Genomic DNA, 18,039 nt, shown 5'->3' with positions numbered 1-18,039 from the left:
GTCGAGACGCCTCCGTTATATGGCCGGGCCGACACTACAGGATTCGATGCGCTTCCGTTACTCAACCGTGATGTAACGCAGGTTTACGGGTACTCGGGGCCGACATCGTCGCCGGTGGTGACAGAGATCGAAAGCCGCGGTCGAGGCGCCCGTGGGGAGATCGAGCGGCCGTGGTGAAGGGATGCGTCCGTTACTTGTATGTGATTTAAGTAACAGGTCGACGGGTGGGTATGTCCGACTTCGGGTGTGGGCGTCCGGCGACTGTCACTGCTCGCAGAGGGTGGGGACGAGGCAGGGCATTTCCGGCAGTTCCGGAATCGTCATCATGGGCAGGCCCGGCGCGGCAGGAGTGGTCTCCTCGGTGGCCTGCTCAGCGTCCGTGTCCGGTGCGGCAGGAGCGGCAGCGTCGGTGGTGGGAATCTGCACGACGGGAGGGGTGGGGACAGCTGTCGGCGGTACCGCAGGGGCTGCCGGGGCCACCTCTGCGCCCTTCTTGTAGGCGGCAGACCATTTCTGCACATTCGCCAGGTACTCGGGGGATGGGTCGAACATCGCCGCGACCCGGGCTTCGCCTGCCTCGTCTCGCGCGGAGGCGCCGTCCGCGCAGGCCCACGCCCCCGCTGCGAGGGTCGCATCGAACACGTTCTGCGGGTCTGTCACTCCGTCGACGTTGCCGTCCGAGGGGAAGCGCTCCCACACGTCGGCCGGAAGCTGCATCGGGCCGACGCGACCGTCCGGTGTCGTCCGTGATGCGGCGAGGGTGCCGAGGACATCCGTTCGCCCGTTGTCGGCATGATTCGATTCGAGGCGCCCGATCGCTGCCAGCAGATGCCACGGCAGTCCGCATTCCGGCGAATTGATCGCGAGCTGCATCTCGGCGGCGCGGTACGCGTAGAACACGAGTTCGGGGATTGCGAGGGGGCCGTCGCCGAGGATGGCGAACCCGTCACCGGGCATCGCAGGGGGCGTCTGTGACAGCGGGTCCGTCGGGTCGCCGGCGGCTGCGGACGGGTTACGCATCGCCTGCGGGGTCGCGGGCTCGGCGGGCAAGACGCCCACATTCCGCACGGCGGCGGTGTGCGCGGGTTCGAGATCGGCGGCGGCGCCGCTCGGTGCGGGCGCCGAAGCCGTCGCGGCGAAGCCTGCTGCGGCGAGCAACGGAACAACAATCAGAGTCGTGTGCCAGCGCACCTGGATACCCACCTTCGACCGAACCTACGTCACCACTGTTGTGACGCACATTACAGAACGGGTTCGGGTTATGTGCAACCGGACGTTGCGGTATCGGTAGTTCTCAGCGTCGCGGTGGCCTCATCGGGCCGGGACCGACCTCGTCGTCCTTGTCGGCATCGATGATCAGAGCCTTCAGATCTTCCAGTTCTCGTCGCAGATAGTCGCGTGTCGCGACTTCGCCGACGGCAAGTCGCAACGCCGCAAGCTCACGTGCGAGGAACTCGGTGTCGGCCTTCGTTTGCTCGGCCCGTGTGCGGTCTTCCTCCAGCGACACCCGGTCGCGGTTCTCCTGCCTGTTCTGGGCGAGCAGGATCAGCGGCGCCGCATACGCGGCCTGCGTCGAGAACGCGAGATTGAGCAGGATGAACGGATACGGATCCCACTGCAGGCTCACCGCGAAGACGTTGAGCACGATCCAGACGATCACCACGATCGTCTGGATCGCCAGGTAGCGGCCGGTGCCGAGGAAACGCGCGATCGACTCGCTGACCCGGCCGACGGCCTCCACATCGAAGTTCACCCGGAACCGGGAGGTACGGGGAGTCTCGAGTCGCTGTGTGCCCAACGGGCTGCGGTCACTCATCCTCTTCCTCCTCTTCACGCCAGTCCTCGGGCAACAGGTGGTCGAGCACGTCGTCGACACTCACCGCACCGAGCAGGTGCTGCTCGTCGTCCACGACCGGAGCGCACACCAGGTTGTACGTCGCGAAGTAACGCGTGACCGAAGCCAGGGAATCCTCGGGATCGAGTCGCGGGAGATCGTTGTCGATGACACCACCGACGAGGCTCGCCGGCGGTTCGCGAAGCAATCGTTGCAGATGAACGCAACCCAGATAGCGGCCGGTCGGTGTCGCGGTCGGGGGACGGACCACGAACACCATCGACGCCAGTGCCGGGGTCAGATCCGGATTGCGTGCCCGAGCGAGTGCCTCGGCGACCGTGGTCGCCGGAGTCAGAACAACCGGCTCCGGGGTCATCAGGCCACCCGCGGTGTCGGGAGAGTGTTCGAGCAGGCGGCGCACCGGCTCGGAATCTTCCGGGTTCATGCGCTGGAGGAACCACTCGGCGTCGGTCTCCGGCAACTCGCCCATCAGGTCGGCGACGTCGTCCGGGTCCATGGCCTCGAGAACGTCGACGGCGCGGTCGACCTCGAGATGTTTGAGGAGATCCGTCTGGTCGTCCGCCGGCAGCTCCTGGACGATGTCGGCGAGTCGTTCGTCGTCGAGTGCGGCGGCCACTTCGTTGCGGCGCTTGATCGGCAGATCGCGCAACACGTTGGCGACGTCGGCGGGACGCATGTCCTCGAACTGGAGCAGTAACTGTGAGACACCCTGCCCGGGTAGAGCGAGGGCCTGCTGAGTCAGGCCGTGCACGTGCTGCCACTCCACGACGTGCACCGGCGCGCGACGCGCCAGCCGTCCCCGATGCCGTCGCACCGCGACACGCGAGACCAGCCAATCGCGGCTGCGGGTGAGATCGATCCCGAGATCGACGACGGTGACGTCCGCCCCCTGGAGGTCGGCGAGTTCCGGGTCGTCGACGCGCACGCGGGAGTCGAGTACCTGCGCGAGCGCGAGCACCTCGGATGGGCGCTGCGTGAACCTGCGAAGGCTCACGCTGCCGGTGACGAGCGTGACCGAACCCGGCGCGATCGCCGTCACCCGCAGCATCGGAACGAAGATCCGCTTCCTGGTGGGAAGCTCGACGACCAGGCCGAGCACGCGCGGAGGCTGACGGCCTATTCGTATGGTGAGCACGACGTCGCGGACCCGACCGATCGATTCGCCGTCGGGGCCGAGCACGACCAGGCCCGCCAGCCTCGCTGCGAATACCTTGCTCACTGCTGCCATGATTGCCAGGCTAGAGGCTAGGTATGTCGATCACGGAACACGGAGGTTCGGTCCCCCCATGTCGTTCTCATTCAGGCCCCGACGGTCAGTACTTGCGGTTCCGGGCAGCAGCCGGAAGATGATCGACAAGGCCAAGGGGTTACCTGCCGACGCGCTCTTCCTCGATCTCGAGGACGCCGTATCGCCTCTCGCCAAAGAACAGGCGCGCACCACCATCGTCGAAGCGCTGAACGAAGACGGTTGGGGCGACCAGCTCAAAGTCGTACGCGTCAACGACTGGACGACCGACGCCACCTACCTCGATGTGTCCACCGTCGTCGGTGGGGCGGGCGCACATCTCGACGCGATCCTGCTGCCCAAGGTGCCGGACGCGAGCCACGTGAAAGCGCTCGATCTGCTGCTCACCCAGGTGGAGAAGGCACACGGACTCGAGGTCGGGAAGATCGGGATCGAACCGCAGATCGAGGATGCGCTGGGGCTGACGAACATCAACGAGATCGCGACGGCCAGTCCACGCGTGCAGACCCTCGTTTTCGGCCCCGCCGATTTCATGGCCAGCATCAACATGCGCACTCTCGTCGTGGGCGAACAGCCCGAGGGCTACGACCGCGGCGACGCCTACCACCACATCCTCATGACGATCCTGATGGCCGCGCGGGCACACGGACTTCAGGCCATCGACGGACCGTACCTGCAGATTCGCGATGTCGAGGCGTTCCGTCGGTCGGCGCAGCGCTCGGCAGCGCTCGGATTCGACGGCAAGTGGGTGCTGCACCCCAGTCAGATCGATGCCGCCAACGAGGTATTCAGCCCAAGGCAGGAGGACTACGACAAGGCCGAGATGATTCTCGACGCCTACGAATGGCACACCTCCGCAGCGGGTGGAGCGCGCGGTGCCGCGATGCTCGGCGACGAGATGATCGACGAAGCGAGTCGGAAGATGGCTCTCGTGATCTCGGCGAAAGGCCGTGCCGCGGGGATGACCCGAACCACGTCGTTCGAGCCGCCGAAGTAGGCAGATCCCGGCAGAATGGACACGGACTGCAACGAGAAGGAGCCAGAATGACGAATCCCATGGGGCCCGGGCGCCAGGCGCCGGGACTGCCGGAACCGCCGAGTGGATGGCCTGTCGGTTCGTACTCGACATACGCAGAAGCGCAGCGCGCCGTCGACCACCTGTCCGATCAGAACTTCTCGGTCGAGGACGTCACGATTGTCGGCGTCGACCTGATGCAGGTCGAGCGGGTCACAGGCCGGCTGACGTGGGCCAAGGTGATCGGCGGCGGCATCGTCTCCGGTGCGTGGCTGGGTCTGTTCTTCGGTCTGCTTCTCGGGATCTTCTCCACCGACTTCCTGGGGCCGCTGCTCGTGGGTCTCGTCGGCGGCATCATCTTCGGGCTGATTTCAGCGACGATCCCGTACGCGGCCACCCGCGGACAACGCGACTTCTCGTCCACGATGCAGCTGGTCGCGGGCCGCTACGACGTGCTGTGCGAGCCGCGTAGCGCCGAGAAGGCGCGCGACCTGCTCGCGAAGCTGGCTCTGTAGGCGCCCGATTCAACCGGTTCGTTGCGTGGCTTCGAGGTGCCGGAGCACCGCGACGACCCGCCGGTCGGAGTCGTCGCCGGCCTGCAGGCCGAGCTTCGCGAAGATGCTCCGTATGTGTTTGTGGACTGCGTTCTCGGTGATGAACAAGCGAGTCGCGATCGCGCCGTTGCCCAGCCCTTCGGCCATTACGGCGAGCACCTCGCGTTCTCGTACGGTCAGGTCGGCGAGCCGGTCGGCGGCGCGTTGCCGTGCGAAGAGCTGGGCAACGACCTCGGGGTCGATCGCGGTGCCACCGCCGGCGACACGGTGCAGGGCCTCGAGGAAGGTTCCGACCCGCCCGACGCGTTCCTTGAGTAGATAACCCGTGCGATGCGCCCCGCCTGCGAGCAGTTCGGTGGCGAAGCTCTGCTCCACGTATGCGGACAGCACAAGGACGGCAAGCTCGGGATGAGCAGCCCGGGCCGCGACCGCGGCCCGGATGCCTTCGTCGGTGTGGGTCGGCGGCATCCGGACGTCGACGATCGCGACGTCGGGTCGATGCTCCGCCACGGCGTCGAGCAGTGCGTCCGGATCGCCGACCCCGGCGACCACGTCGAGTCCCTCGCCGCGCAGCAACAGCACGAGCCCTTCCCGGAGCAACGCGTCGTCCTCGGCCACCACTATCCGCACGGGATCACCGCCATCACTGTCGTCGGCCCACCGGCCGGGCTGTCCACCTGCAACGTCCCATCATGCGCCTCGACGCGCCCGCGGATCCCGGCGAGCCCGGACCCGAGTTCGACGACCGCGCCCCCGGCACCGTCGTCCCGTACCTCGACCATGAGTGTGTTGCCCTGCCGCAGTACTTGCACATCGGCACGCTGCGCACCGCTGTGACGGGTGACGTTGGTGAGTGCCTCGGCCACGGTGTAGTAGGCGATCGCTTCGACGGCCACGGGGCATCGTGGTGAAACATGTGTGTCCACCCGGGTTTCGACGGGACACTGCGCGGCCAACGCCGACAACGCACCGGGTAATCCCTCGGACTCCAGCACCGGCGGCAGAATGCTCCGCACCACCGAGCGAAGTTCGGCGAGAGCGACTTCGGCGCTCTGCTGTGCTTTCTCGAGGAAGGGGTCGGCGGTGGCAGGGTCCCGGGCCAAGGCCTGGCGGGCCGCTCCGGTGAGCACGGCGACGGTCACGAGCCGATTCTGCGCGCCGTCGTGCAGCGCCCGCTCGATCCGGCGCAGTTCCACGGCGTGGGCATCCAGCGCTGCCGCTCGCGTCGCGGTCAGTTCGACGACACGAGCGGACAGATCGACATCCGGGTGCGGGGGCAACCACCGGCTACCGGAAGCGACCTGCGCCCGGAGTAGCAACGGAGGCAACACGAACCACAGGATCGCCCAGCAGAGGCCGGTGACGGTCGCCCAGCGCGCCTCGGCCCCTGAGTCGATGGGTATCAGGCCGCCGAGCATGGTCGCTCCACCGGGCGGAGACAGATGCCACCACAGCGGAGCGGTGAGTTCCTCCACCGCATTCGAGAGCAACTCCAGCGGCAGTAGACCGACGGCGAGGCCGAACGTCGCATGGATGCACAGCCATACGATGTCCCGCCGAGGCGCAGGATCGGAGCGCAGAAACTGCCACGCCTCTCGCCACTCGGTGGGGTCGCTGCTGTAGGGCGACGGGACAGGAATGCCCATCGCGGCGAGTCGTCGTCGTTCCAGATCTGCGATCCACCGGACGACCGACAGCGTCGGCGCGAGCAGAAACACTCCGACACCCACCAGGCAGAGCGCAGCGACCAGGATCGAGGCAATCACGCCGAAAAGCGCCAGGATGGCGGTTCCGGCTCCGAGTACCAGCCATTTCGTCGCGATGGCTGCCTTCTTCACAACTGCAACTGCATTCTCTCGCAGCGCGGTTCGTCGAGGGTCGCTGCCGGCAGCCGAGGGTTCACTTGTCATGGGTCCCCCTCGAATCCTCGCGTGGTGGATGTGCGTGTCGGTGTGCCGACGGTATGCCCTGTGCACCTTCGCCGTCCATGCGGGTGCATGAAGGTACAGCCTGCTGTACCGGAAGCCGGTAGCCGTCGGGATGTCGGGACGCCGTGGCAGCTCATAGCGTCGAGACCAGGGAACGAATGAGGGCGCCGCGCAATTGTCGCGGCCTCGATTGTTGGAGGCATCATGGACGACCCGTACGGCATCCGCCCGCACCATGGATCCGGAACACGTGAGCTACTCTCGACGGCAGGCACACGACCGCGCGGAGATCCCCCCGACCGGGCGACCGGGGCACTGTGGGTCGCGTTCGCGGTGTTCGTCGGTCTGAACGCGGTGTCGTCGATCGCAAGGCCCGACAACGTCCTGTTCTCACTGGTTTTCGGGATTCCCACCATCCTCTGCCTCGCGGCACTCGTGGCGCGCTACCTGCGGCGGCGACGCCCGTGAACACCGCGATGGAGAGCGTCCGCACCACTGCCGAGCGTGAGTCCGTGCCGGCCGCTATCCGGCTGGAGGCGGTGACCAAGGTCTATCGGTCCAAGGACAATCGAAGCGGTACACCAGCGCTCGACGACGTGAACCTGACTGTCCCGCGCGGCGCGTTCCTTGCCGTCATGGGTCGATCCGGTTCCGGGAAGAGCACGCTCCTGCACTGCGCGGCCGGACTCGATGCCCCGACGCGGGGCAAGGTGTGGATCGGCGACACGGAGATCGGTCGGCTGCGGGAGACCGCCCGCACACGGCTTCGACGTGAACGGGTGGGGTTTGTCTTCCAGGCCTACAACCTGATCCCGTCGCTCACTGTCGAGGAGAACATCACCTTGCCGCTGCGCCTGGCCGAGACACCCGGCGACGGAAGCTGGCTGGCCACAGTTGTCGACCGGGTCGGTCTGGGCGACTTCCTGTCTCGCACACCGGGTGAACTCTCGGGTGGACAGCAACAGCGGGTCGCAGTGGCCCGCGCACTGGCGACCCGCCCGGATGTCGTGTTCGCCGACGAACCGACGGGCGCACTGGACCCGGCCACCGGCGACCAGATCCTTTCCCTCCTCGATGATCTCGTGCGCGACCTCGGACAGACCGTTGTGATGGTCACCCATGATCCTGCAGCTGCAGTCCGGGCACACGACGTCGTGGTGATGGCAACCGGACGCATCGATCGGGTCCTACGCCGCCCCGACGCACGTACCTTGACTGCCCTGCTCGGAGGGCGAGTCCGATGACAGTGCGTTTGCCGGCCCGGGTCGGTGAAACACTTGCGGTGATCTGCGCGGTGGCGGTGGGTGCCGCACTGGTCACGTTCTGCCTCGTCATGGCCGAGTCCGGGCTGCGCTCGCAGGTGCCCACGCAGCGATTCACCGGCATCGACATGGTCATCGGCGGCGACCAGAGCGTCCCGCAGGACGAAGACTTCGATCCGGTGCTGCCCGAACACGTCGGGGTTCCGACCGACCTCGCCGTGGACCTGTCGCAGATACCGGGGGTGCGTGCGGTCGCCGCGGACCTGAGTTTCCCGGCGGTGGCAACCGACGGGCGTGGCCGGGTGCTGCCCGCGGAATCGGTCCGAGACAACGGTCACGGGTGGAACTCCCTTCTCGGAACGGTCGGTCTGACCGGTCGTGCACCGAGCGGTCCCACCGACGTCGTACTCGCCGCAGATACAGCCGTCACGGCGGGTGTCTCGGTCGGTGACCCGGTGGAGGTAATGCTGCGCGGACAACTACAGAACATGAGTGTGACTGGCATTGCAGATCTTTCGGGTAATGGCGTCTTCGTCAGTGACACCACCGCGCGGGAACTCTCCCGGAGGTCGGCAGACTCCGCGGACCTACTCATCGTCGCTTTCGACGACGACGCGGATTCCGTCGCGATCACCGGCCGTGTGGAAGAACTCGTGGCGGGACGAGGTCTCGTGGTCGCGACGGGCGACGACATCGGCCGCGCCGAACGACCCGCGGCGGCGTCGGGGACCGGAATGCTGACGGCTGCGGCGTTCTCCGTCGGGGGAGTGCTGGTGGTCCTCGTCGGATTCATCACCGCGGGAGCGGTTTCTGTCGGTGTGGCGAATCGGTCGCGGGAAATCGCATTGCTTCGCGCGGTGGGGGCGACACCGCGACAGATCCGGTCGATGATCGCGCGTCGGACGACCCGTGTGGCGTTCGGAGCTGTGGCGGTGGGCGTGATCGGCGGCTACCTGCTGTCTGCGGCGGCCACGCGGCCGTTGACCACCGTCGGCCTGCTCGCACCCGGGCAGTTACCGAGCTGGAGTCCCGGTCCGGCGCTGGGTGCCTGCCTGCTGATGCTGGGCATGGTTCAGGTGGCGGCGCGCGCGGGGTCGCTGCGAATCTCCCGGATTCCGGCCACCGAAGCGATCCTCGAGACCGAGGCCGAACCGCGCGGCGGAGGTCGGCTCCGAACCAGAGCGGGATTCGTGGTGCTCGCGTTGTCGGCCGGATCCGCAGTCGTCCCCCTCGTGATTCGCAGCGAGGAAGCTCTGATCGGCACGGCGTCGGGAACGCTGCTCGCGATCATCGGTATCAGTCTGATTGCCCCGGCGATGGTCGGTCGGGTCTGCGGGTGGATCGCGCCCAGAACCGGTTCTGCGAGCAGGTGGCTGGCCGTGCGGAACTCGCACAGCTACGCCCTGCGGACCGGTGGTGCGATCAGTGTCCTCGCACTCGCGGTAGGACTGTTGACCACGCAGATCTTCGCGGTGACCACGGCGAGCGCCACGGTGGACCACGATGTGGGCGAAGGCACCGTCGCGGATGTGGTCGTGTCCGCTCCCGACGCGGGCGGCGTGTCGTCGTCGGCGCTCGAGTCGATCCAGCGCGCATCCTCGTCGACCACGGCTGTCGCTGTGATCCGGTCCACCGCGATACGTCCGTTCGAGCAGGACGGCGGGCCACGCGCCGAGGAATATCCGATGCTCGCTGTCGGGCCCGACGTCGGAGAGGTACTCGATCTCGGTGTCACCGATGGCGACGTGTCGCGCCTGACCGGTGCTTCTGTCGCAATGGATTCCGTTGCAGCCCGGCTCGCCGGGGTCGACGTCGGCGACACCCTGCCGCTGATCCTGTCGGACGGGACCGAGGTGGAGCCGACAGTGGTGGCGACCTACGCGCGTGGCTTCGGATTCGGCAAGATCGCCGCGTCGCTGGATCTACTCCCGCAGGGGCAGGACGGGCCCTACGACCAGGTGCTGGTCGCCGGTGACCACGCGAGGATCACCACCGAACTCCCACCGCTGCTCGCGGATACTCCCGGGCTGCGGATCGACGATGCCTCCACGACCTCGGTGGGGCCGGCAGCTCCGGATCCCTCGCGCGTGCTCAACATCGCTATCGCCCTGGTCCTGATGGGATACATACTGCTCGGCGCTGCCAATCGGCTCGTGGCGAGCACACTCCGGCGTCGGCGGGAGTGGCAGTTGCTGCGGGCTGTCGGGGCCACCCCGCGCCAACTCCACACCATGGTGTGGTCGGAAACCGCGCTGGTCTGCGTCGTAGCAACCGTCATCGGTGTCGCGATCTCCCTCGGTTCGATGACCATGCTGGCCATCGGGTTCGTCGGAAAACCCTGGCCCCAGGGTCCGCTGTGGTTCGTGGTGGGGACCGTGTTCGTCACCTGCGCTGTCGCGCACCTGGCGACGACAATGCCCGCGCGTCATCTGCTGCGGGGATCGCGTGTCCCTGTGCCGGCAGGGTGATCGCCACTACGCTTGACCCCATGCCCACTCTGGACTCGGTGGCGGACTCCCTGTACGGCCTCGACCCCGGGGAGTTCATCGCCGCGCGCACCGAGTACGTGGCGCAGGCCCGCGAGTCGGGCGACAGGGAACTCACTGCCGCGATCGGCCGGCTCCGCAAACCGACAGTCGCAGCGTGGCTGGTGAACCTGCTGGCACGTGAGCGACCCGACGAACTCGGTGTCCTCCTCGACCTGGGCGACGCCCTGCGCACCGCCCAGCGAACACTGTCCGGACAGGATCTGCGCACACTGTCCACGCAGCGACGGCAGGTGATCTCCGCGCTGGAGCGGGACGCGGCCGAACTGGCTTCCGAGCGGGGGCGAACGGCCAGCGACAGCGCCCTGCGGGAGGTTGCACAGACCCTCAATGCCGCGCTTGCGGACCCGGCGGTCGCCGAACGTGTGCGTGCGGGACGCCTCGACGCCATCGTCGAGCCGTCCGGCATCGGCGCGCTCGGGGATCTCGGAGGTTCGTCGTCGACGCCGACGCTGAGCGTCGTTCCCGACCGTTCTGCAGCCCGAACCGATGGCGCGGAGGGGCGGGCCGAGCTGGCCGAGGCAACCACCGCGGCGCACGAGGCTCGACGCGCTGTCACGCGTGCGCGGGCTGCCGCCCAGGAAGCGGACCGCGAACTCGCCCGCCATGAAGCGGAGGTTGCGGCACTGCAGGAAAAGCTGGTCCACGCCGAACAACAGCGCAAGTTTGCGCGTCGCGCGGTCGCGGCAGCGAAGAAGGACGTCACCGCTGCTGAACGCGAGGCCTCCGCGGCCGAAGCCGATGTGGTCCGCATCGAGCGGCGCTACTCACCCGGGTGACGCGAATCGTGTGACGAAGCGACGCTGCCACGGGGTTTCCACCGCGCGCGGATCGTAGTGCTTGCGGACGAAGGCGACTGCGTCCCTCGCTCGGATGCCGTCGAGTATCGCGAGGCACGCGAGCGCGGTGCCGGTGCGTCCGCGCCCACCGGTGCAAGCCACCTCCACCCGCTGCCGTCCCGCGCGAACCCACGTCTCGTACAAAGCGTCGTACGCGTCCTGCGCGTCGGACGGCACCCGGAAGTCGGACCAGCGGATCCATCGCGAATCCCAGTCGAGGGCGACCAGCGGACGCCCCTGCAGGTACACACCGAACTCCGGTAGCGGGCCGTCGGGCAGCGGACCGCGCAGAGCGCGCCCGCGTACGCGCCTCCCTGACGGTAGCTGCAGTACGCCGGGAGCTTCGATGTCCCATTCCGCTTGCACGAAGGAAACCTACCTGTGTCGATGCTGTCCACCCGCGACACACCGGCTCGTGTCGGTCGGGTGTGTCAAGGTGCACTGTGATCACCGGCATCCTGACCGATCGCGCGCTCGGTCGCGCGACGCTCGCCCGTCAGCATCTGCTGCGCCGCAGCGACATGGGGCCGCTGGCAATGATCGAGCACCTGATGGGCTTGCAGGGACAGGCGCCGACGCCGCCCTATTACGCGTTGTGGACCCGGTTACGCGGTTTCCGCCCCGAATCGCTGTCGGTTCTCCTCGAGTCGCGGAAAGTGGTGCGGATCGTGCTGATGCGAGGAACGGTGTTCGCGGTCTCTGCGGCCGACGCCCATGCGCTGCGCGCTTGGGTGCAACCGCTGCTCGACAAGGACCTCGACACCAACACGCTCCATCGCGCAGGCCTGCGTGGTGTGGATCGGACGGCACTCGCGTCTGTCGGCCGAGAACTCCTGTCCGACACTCCGCGGACTCAGGCCGAGCTGCGGCCCCTGCTCGCCGAGTATTTCCCCGATCAGGACCCTGCGGCGCTCGCACACGGCGTGCGGGGCCTGCTTCCGCTGGTGCAGGTCACGCCTCGCGGGGTGTGGGGGCGCTCGGGCCCGCCTCGACTCGCACCCCTCGACGTGTGGGCAGGCCCGCCGGAAGCGGACCTTCCGAGCCCCGATCGGCTCATCCTGCGCTACCTCGCGGCGTTCGGTCCCGCAAGCATCCGCGATGTGCAGGCATGGTGTGGCCTGACCCGGCTGTCGGAGATCGTCGAGCGGCTGCGCCCACAACTCGCGACCTTCCGCGATGAGCGTGGCATAGAACTGTTCGATCTGCCCGACGCCCCCCGCCCTGCCCCGTCGACTCCCGCGCCGGTGCGGATCCTCGCTCCTTTCGACAACGCGCTGCTCTCGCACGCCGATCGCCGGCGGTTCATTTCCGACGACGATCGTAGGCGCACGATGACGAAGAACGGGATGATCGCGCCGCTGGTACTCGTCGGCGGCCGGGTCGCCGGAATTGCGAGCCTGACCACGGGCAGCGGGTCCTCGGTAGTGGAAGTGACGCCCTGGCGTTCGCTGACGGCATCGAACCGGTCGGCAATCGAGACCGAAGGAATGAAGCTGGCGAAGTTCGCTGCCCCGGACGCAGACCGTTACGACGTGCGGTTCACTGCAGAGTCCGCGTAGCGACAAGTGTGGAAGCTCTCTCTAGTCTCGGGCGTATGAGCGAACACCGTGACGCCGAGATCCGAGCCCTCGAATCCGAGGAGGAGCTGCGGCAGGCGATGGCACTGTTCCGGACGGCCATGGTCGGGCTTCCTTCCGGGCCGGACTATCCCGAGGGACGCATGGGCGATTACCTCGAGAAGGGCCGCACGTTCGGGGCATTCATCGATGGAGCGCTCGTCGGTACCGTCGATGCGACGTCCGGGTCTCTGGTGCTGCCGGGCGGCGAGCGCGTGTCTCACGCGGGGGTCACCCACATCGGGGTGCTCCCCACCCACACTCGCCGCGGCGTCGTCACCTCCCTGGTGCACAGGCAGCTGCGCGACGCTCACGAACGCGGCGACGTCGTTGCGAGCTTGCGAGCCTCCGAGGCCACGATCTACGGGAGATTCGGCTACGGCATCGCGTCGATGTCGACGACCCTCGAGGTGGAGAGGCGCCGTGCGGTGCTGCACCAGGGCGTGCCCGGTGGCGGCCCGGTCAGGTTCGCTGAGTTTCCCGATTCATGGGACCTGTTGGAGCGCATCTATTCCGAGCATGCGACAGACCGCCCCGGGCGCATCGAACGCACCTCGTTCTGGTGGGCTTCCCAGCGCTTCCGCGCGTCGTCGGGGAACGGACCTGCCTATGTCGCGGTGCACGGCAGCCCGGGTGCCGAGGACGGTTTCGTCCGGTACCGCCCTGAGAACACCGGGGCGTGGTTCGGCGGACGCGACCGCACCATCGTCGTGAGCGACTTCTTCGCCCCCACCGCCGAATCCCACGCGGGACTCGTCCGTTTCCTGCTGAATCTGGACCTCGTCGACCGGATCGTGTTCGACGGGGTACCGGCAGACGATCCACTGCCGTGGATGCTGACGGATCATCGCGGGGCACAGGTTCGTTCGGTGTCGGACGAAACCTGGCTTCGCATTCTCGACGTGCGGCGGGCACTCGAAGCCCGATCGTTCGTGGGTGTCGGGACAGTCCGGATTGCGGTGACCGACCCCGTCTTCGCGGAGAACACCGCGGTCTTCGAGATCTCCGCCGACGGCGTGTCGACAGCGAACGAACCGGCTCACCTCGAGCTCGGCATCGCCGAACTCGGATCGCTGTTGCTCGGTGGGGTGAGTTGCCACGCACTGGCGGGAGCCGGGCGGATCACCGTGCACGACCCTGTGGCACTCCCGGTCGCCGAGGCACTGTTCACGTGGCCTGTGGTCCCCTTCGCGGGGACCATGTTCTGATGCCGTTGGCAGCCCACGCGAGTGTCCTCGATTCCGTCGGGTTCCGAGACGGTTACGGTTCTCTGTGTTCCCGGTGGGGGTGCGTCGGAAGGGACCGCGGGAACTGTTCGCGAATCAACTGGGCACGTCCGTGACTTCGAAGGGGATGTTCGATGGAAGTTCTTCTGATCGGTGTGATTGCGATCGTGGTGCTCGTCGGAGTCGATCAAGCAGCACTGTGGGCGGAGAGAAGGGGATGGGTGTACTGGCGCAGGAGCAATCCGCGCACCGCCGACGCGGGGAGCGGCATGTTGGGGGCGATGGACGAACTCTTCTCGCCCGCGAAACGGCATGTCACTGAAGAAATTGTCGGCAAGAGGAACGGCCGAATCGACATCGCCGTGGGAGACGACGGATGGATCGATCTCGATAGTGGTCGGGTGCGGCTGTCGACGATCGACCACCCGTAGCCACCGGCGCGTTAGATTGCAGAGGTGACCGAAGCCGTTCTCACCGCAGTCCGTGCCCACCTCGCCGCGAACCTCTCCGACGCGACCGGGCCGGCGCCCGAATCGGCGTCGGTGACGTTTCTCGGCCTCGAACCGATCGAAATTCTGCGGTTCCACGCACACGACGACCTCACCCGATTTTCGACACTGGGTTGTTCGCGTCACCCGATGGGCGATCCCACCGCAACCATTGCCGATCCGAACCGCGGTCCGCGCGCCGAACTCGTTTTGAGCCTGCGTAGGGCGGACGGGCTCACGGCCGGTGTGCACCGCAGCCTGGCGGTGCTGGCGGCGCTTCCAGCCGTGGAGGGGGTGGTACTCACCGCCGACGCGCTCCTCGATCTCGGTGAGCCACTCTGGGAGGGTGCGCCGTTCACGGCGGTGCTCCTCGAATCGAGCGACGTGCCCGATCTGGAGTTGCCCGAGCCTGCCGATCCGGTGCGGTTCTTCGATGCGGTTCCGATCACTGCGAACGAAGCTGCGTGGAAGCGACTGCGCGGCGCCGATGCTCTGCGCGAGGCATGGGCGGAGGCAGGCATCGACATCCGTGACCCCGAACGTGGCGCCGCGCGCATGTGATGGGTCAGCTCGGGATCACCACACCCATCGATCCGCCGCCGATGCACACGTTCAGTCCCGGTGTCGCCGACTCGACCTGCAGCGCAGCGCCGCCACCCGACAGCCGCACGTACACCGAGCCCAGCCCTTCGGTGACGGGCACCGTGACGCGGGGGCGACCGGGGAAACCGAGTTCGATCGCGCCGTCGTCGGCGGCCATGTAGTTGATCTCGACGGTCCACTCCCAGTCGCCGGCCGGCTCGTTCAAGCGGAGCGTCGTCACGACGTCGTCGGCCACCCGGTGTCCGCACTCGGGCACGTTCCCGGGGAGGACGCCTCGCAGCGGCATGAGTTCGGCGGGTACCAGCGCGCCACGATCGTCGAGGACGCTGAGTGAGGTGGTGTGGTCGCTGATGGGGGAACGTCCGGGTAACGACGAGAACACCGATCCGACGAGATTGTGCGGGTACGTGACGGGCAGCAGGACCCACACCGACACCGGGTGGTCGAGCACCGGATCGCGCGGGTGTTCGGTGAGTGCAGCCTTCGCGGTCGCGAGGTATTCGCCGGTGGGGTTGTCGGTCCAGCTGCGGGCGAATGTCACGGTCGACGCCATCGAGCTCACGACGAACGCGACCGCGCAGACCAGGGCGACCGCACGCGACCACGCCGCCGTCGGTCTGCGCTGCGGGGCACGCAGGATGAGCGCCGCCGCTACCGCGACGATCACGGACGAATCGGCGAAGTAACGCAGGGTCTGCGCCAGCTCGTATGTCGTCTCGGGACCGAACCGCGTACTGATCATGGCCACGAGAGAAGCGCACACGTATGTGGTCGCCGCGATCCACACCCAACCGGTCCGGGTGCGGCAGCGCAGACTCCACACCAGCGCACCCGCGACAGCGAGCCACGCGGCGACCACGAGAACCGGCGGTGGGTCGGCCCACGGCGGACTCGGATTCCAGCGGTCCCATTGCCACGGGCCGCCGAGCAGCGACGGCGCCAGACCGTACGACAGGCCGTGGTGGGTCAGCCCTGCCACCATCGACCAGGGTGGCACACCGAACCGCGATACGACGACGGTGGTGTACCACGCGGCCCAGATCACCAGTACCGCGCCGGATCCGAGCCAGAGGGGGCGTGCTCGCTGCCACGCGACACGGACTGGCTGCCGAACACCGTCCACGCGATACAGCAGCGCGACCGTCGCGAACGCGACGAAGGATACGAGGACCGACTTTTCGAAGAACACCAAGGCGCAGACGGTGACGACGACGCCGGACACGGCATGACGTCGTCTGCCTGTCCGCGCGAGTTGCAGGGCGTCGCCTGCCACCCAGGCGAGAGCGGCTTGCATGGGGAGCGAGTTGAGCCCGGCAGCCCACCAGGCGAATGCGGGCAGCGTCAGCGGCGAGAACAGATAGAACAGCAGGGGGCCCCACAACACCCGACGCGGTCCGAGAATCAGCCACAGCAGACGTAACACCGCGAGTGATGCCGACAGCTGGGCCACGACGAGAGTCACTGCGGCAGGCCACCATTGCATGGGAGCGAGCCAGGTGATCAGCGACGCGACAGCGAACGCTCCGGGCATCAGGTGCCCGTCGTGGTCGTAGTTCAGCATTTCCGTCGACAGCGGCGGGTAGGTGCCTGCACGGCCGATCAGAATCAGGTCGTCCCAATAGAATTCGCCCCGGAAGGCGAGGACGCCGCGGATCGTGACCTGTATTGCGATGAGCGCGAGCGCGACGACCAGGACCGAACGCCTGCCGGGGCGCGAACCGGCCGAAGCGGATTCGCGCTCGAGAAGTGTGGTGCTCACAGCCACTTGTTGCGGCGGAACAGGACGAACAACGCCGTCACGATCAGGGCGATGGCACCGACTACCACGTAATAGGAGTACTCCCAGTGCAACTCCGGCATGTGATCGAAGTTCATGCCGTAGATGCCCGCGATCATCGTGGGTACCGCAGCGATCGCAACCCACGCCGAGATGCGGCGCATATCGGTGTTCTGCTGGACCGTGACCTTGGCGATTGCCGCGTCGAGGAGGGTACTCAGCGTTTCGTCGAAAGTCGCAATGCGATCGGACACCGTGGTGTGATGATCGGCGACGTCGCGGAAGTAGCGGCGAATGTCCTTGGGGATGGGGTTGCCGGGTGAGCGGATGAGTTGCTGCAAGGGCTCCGCGAGAGGCACCACGGCGCGACGCAATTGAAGGATCTCGCGCTTGAGGAGATAGATCTGCTCGACCGCGATCCTGGTGTCGGGGGTGAAGACGAATTCCTCGAGATCGTCGACGTCCGGTTGCACCGCGGTGGTGACCGCGAGGTAGGTGTCGACGACGTGATCTGCGATCGCGTGCAGTACCACGGCCGGTCCGAGGCCGAGGTGCTCTGGGTCGGCTTCGAGGCGGGCACGCACTGCGGACAGCTCCGAGTGATCGCCATGACGCACGCTGACGATGAAGTCGGGACCGGTGAACAGCATGATCTCACCGGTCTCGACGATGTCGTTGGTGGTGGTCACCGATTCGTGCTCGACGTAGGTCACGGTGCGGAGCACCAGGAACAGCAGATCGTCGTAGCGCTCGAGTTTCGGACGCTGATGTGCGTGCACTGCGTCCTCGACCATCAGTTCGTGCAGGTCGAACGTCCGGGCCACGCTCGTCATCTGATGTTCGTCCGGATGGTGGAGGCCGAGCCAGACGAACCCCTCGCCGCGTCGGCGGACTTCCGCGAGGGCTGCGGCGTGCGTGTACCGGCCGGGGAGGCGCCGGCCGTCGATGTAGATCGCGCAGTCGACCACCGCACGTTCGGCGGGGACGCGGATTGCCGGGACGTCTTTTGTCATGTGGCGTCCTGGACACGTGAGTTCGCGCGAGCGTTCCCGCTCACTTGGTAGGAACGGTTCGGCAAAGGGGT

At 67.2% G+C, this 18,039-nt stretch carries 18 protein-coding genes; 10 read left to right on the top strand and 8 right to left on the bottom strand.

Annotation, left to right across the window (positions count from 1 at the left end):
• Window positions 1-264: 264 nt before the first annotated feature.
• The 3 genes from HCA61_RS07775 to HCA61_RS07765 all read right to left on the bottom strand — a co-directional run bounded on the left by HCA61_RS07775 (window position 265) and on the right by HCA61_RS07765 (window position 3,083).
• Complete coding sequence (locus tag HCA61_RS07775; protein WP_346777515.1) at window positions 265-1,203, bottom strand: hypothetical protein; 939 nt, start codon at window positions 1,201-1,203, stop codon at window positions 265-267.
• 91 nt (window positions 1,204-1,294) lie between these two features.
• The gene (locus tag HCA61_RS07770) at window positions 1,295-1,816 is read right to left on the bottom strand and encodes a DUF1003 domain-containing protein (protein WP_169687600.1); all 522 of its coding nucleotides are present in this window, start codon (window positions 1,814-1,816) and stop codon (window positions 1,295-1,297) included.
• On the bottom strand, window positions 1,809-3,083 hold the full coding sequence (locus tag HCA61_RS07765; protein ID WP_169687599.1) for a CBS domain-containing protein: 1,275 nt from the start codon (window positions 3,081-3,083) through the stop codon (window positions 1,809-1,811). Before HCA61_RS07765 ends, HCA61_RS07770 begins: the two co-directional genes overlap by 8 nt.
• Before the next feature lie 58 nt (window positions 3,084-3,141).
• Between HCA61_RS07765 and HCA61_RS07760 the strand changes: the two genes are divergently transcribed.
• The gene (locus HCA61_RS07760) at window positions 3,142-4,098 is read left to right on the top strand and encodes a CoA ester lyase (RefSeq protein WP_169687598.1); all 957 of its coding nucleotides are present in this window, start codon (window positions 3,142-3,144) and stop codon (window positions 4,096-4,098) included.
• A gap of 47 nt (window positions 4,099-4,145) precedes the next feature.
• Window positions 4,146-4,631 (top strand): general stress protein, encoded by a 486-nt coding sequence (locus HCA61_RS07755; RefSeq protein WP_169687597.1) that lies wholly within the window; start codon window positions 4,146-4,148, stop codon window positions 4,629-4,631.
• A 9-nt stretch (window positions 4,632-4,640) separates the two neighbouring features.
• Here HCA61_RS07755 and HCA61_RS07750 read toward each other — a convergent pair whose 3' ends face one another.
• Together HCA61_RS07750 and HCA61_RS07745 are read right to left on the bottom strand one after the other, a co-directional pair.
• Window positions 4,641-5,300: a response regulator transcription factor gene (locus HCA61_RS07750; protein WP_169687596.1), complete on the bottom strand. Its 660-nt coding sequence runs from the start codon at window positions 5,298-5,300 to the stop codon at window positions 4,641-4,643.
• The gene (locus HCA61_RS07745) at window positions 5,291-6,580 is read right to left on the bottom strand and encodes a sensor histidine kinase (protein ID WP_169687595.1); all 1,290 of its coding nucleotides are present in this window, start codon (window positions 6,578-6,580) and stop codon (window positions 5,291-5,293) included. Before HCA61_RS07745 ends, HCA61_RS07750 begins: the two co-directional genes overlap by 10 nt.
• Window positions 6,581-6,802: 222 nt before the next feature.
• Between HCA61_RS07745 and HCA61_RS07740 the strand changes: the two genes are divergently transcribed.
• From HCA61_RS07740 to HCA61_RS07725, 4 genes are read left to right on the top strand one after another with little or no spacing between them, the layout of a single operon-like run.
• Entirely contained in the window at window positions 6,803-7,066 is a 264-nt protein-coding gene (locus HCA61_RS07740; protein WP_169687594.1) for a hypothetical protein, read from the top strand.
• Entirely contained in the window at window positions 7,063-7,842 is a 780-nt protein-coding gene (locus HCA61_RS07735; RefSeq protein WP_247272957.1) for an ABC transporter ATP-binding protein, read from the top strand. The genes HCA61_RS07740 and HCA61_RS07735 overlap by 4 nt, the downstream gene beginning before the upstream one ends.
• Entirely contained in the window at window positions 7,839-10,328 is a 2,490-nt protein-coding gene (locus tag HCA61_RS07730; RefSeq protein ID WP_169687593.1) for an FtsX-like permease family protein, read from the top strand. The genes HCA61_RS07735 and HCA61_RS07730 overlap by 4 nt, the downstream gene beginning before the upstream one ends.
• A gap of 20 nt (window positions 10,329-10,348) precedes the next feature.
• Window positions 10,349-11,185, top strand: coding sequence for a hypothetical protein (locus HCA61_RS07725; RefSeq protein ID WP_169687592.1), 837 nt, complete (start codon window positions 10,349-10,351; stop codon window positions 11,183-11,185).
• Here the strand turns inward: HCA61_RS07725 and HCA61_RS07720 are convergent.
• Entirely contained in the window at window positions 11,174-11,611 is a 438-nt protein-coding gene (locus HCA61_RS07720) for a protein-tyrosine phosphatase family protein (protein ID WP_169687591.1), read from the bottom strand. The two genes, HCA61_RS07725 and HCA61_RS07720, sit on opposite strands and share 12 nt — an antisense overlap.
• A gap of 77 nt (window positions 11,612-11,688) precedes the next feature.
• Here HCA61_RS07720 and HCA61_RS07715 point away from each other — a divergent pair, with 77 nt between their 5' ends.
• From HCA61_RS07715 to HCA61_RS07700, 4 genes are all read left to right on the top strand, one after another.
• Complete coding sequence (locus HCA61_RS07715; protein ID WP_346777514.1) at window positions 11,689-12,804, top strand: winged helix DNA-binding domain-containing protein; 1,116 nt, start codon at window positions 11,689-11,691, stop codon at window positions 12,802-12,804.
• 35 nt (window positions 12,805-12,839) lie between these two features.
• Entirely contained in the window at window positions 12,840-14,069 is a 1,230-nt protein-coding gene (locus HCA61_RS07710; RefSeq protein ID WP_169687590.1) for a GNAT family N-acetyltransferase, read from the top strand.
• Window positions 14,070-14,221: 152 nt separating this feature from the next.
• Window positions 14,222-14,518, top strand: coding sequence for a hypothetical protein (locus HCA61_RS07705; RefSeq protein WP_169687589.1), 297 nt, complete (start codon window positions 14,222-14,224; stop codon window positions 14,516-14,518).
• 24 nt (window positions 14,519-14,542) lie between these two features.
• Window positions 14,543-15,136 carry a suppressor of fused domain protein gene (locus tag HCA61_RS07700; RefSeq protein WP_169687588.1) on the top strand — a complete coding sequence of 198 codons (594 nt, stop codon included), beginning with the start codon at window positions 14,543-14,545 and terminating at the stop codon, window positions 15,134-15,136.
• A 4-nt stretch (window positions 15,137-15,140) separates the two neighbouring features.
• Here HCA61_RS07700 and HCA61_RS07695 read toward each other — a convergent pair whose 3' ends face one another.
• The gene (locus HCA61_RS07695) at window positions 15,141-16,943 is read right to left on the bottom strand and encodes a hypothetical protein (RefSeq protein WP_169687587.1); all 1,803 of its coding nucleotides are present in this window, start codon (window positions 16,941-16,943) and stop codon (window positions 15,141-15,143) included.
• Entirely contained in the window at window positions 16,934-17,968 is a 1,035-nt protein-coding gene (locus HCA61_RS07690) for a magnesium and cobalt transport protein CorA (RefSeq protein WP_169687586.1), read from the bottom strand. Before HCA61_RS07690 ends, HCA61_RS07695 begins: the two co-directional genes overlap by 10 nt.
• Window positions 17,969-18,039 lie beyond the last annotated feature (71 nt).

It is taken from the genome of Rhodococcus sp. HNM0563 (assembly GCF_012726195.1).
Classification (GTDB): Bacteria; Actinomycetota; Actinomycetes; order Mycobacteriales; family Mycobacteriaceae; genus Rhodococcus.
The sequence above is the reverse complement of the archived record's forward strand: the minus strand, read 5'-3'. Positions and strand labels throughout refer to the sequence as shown.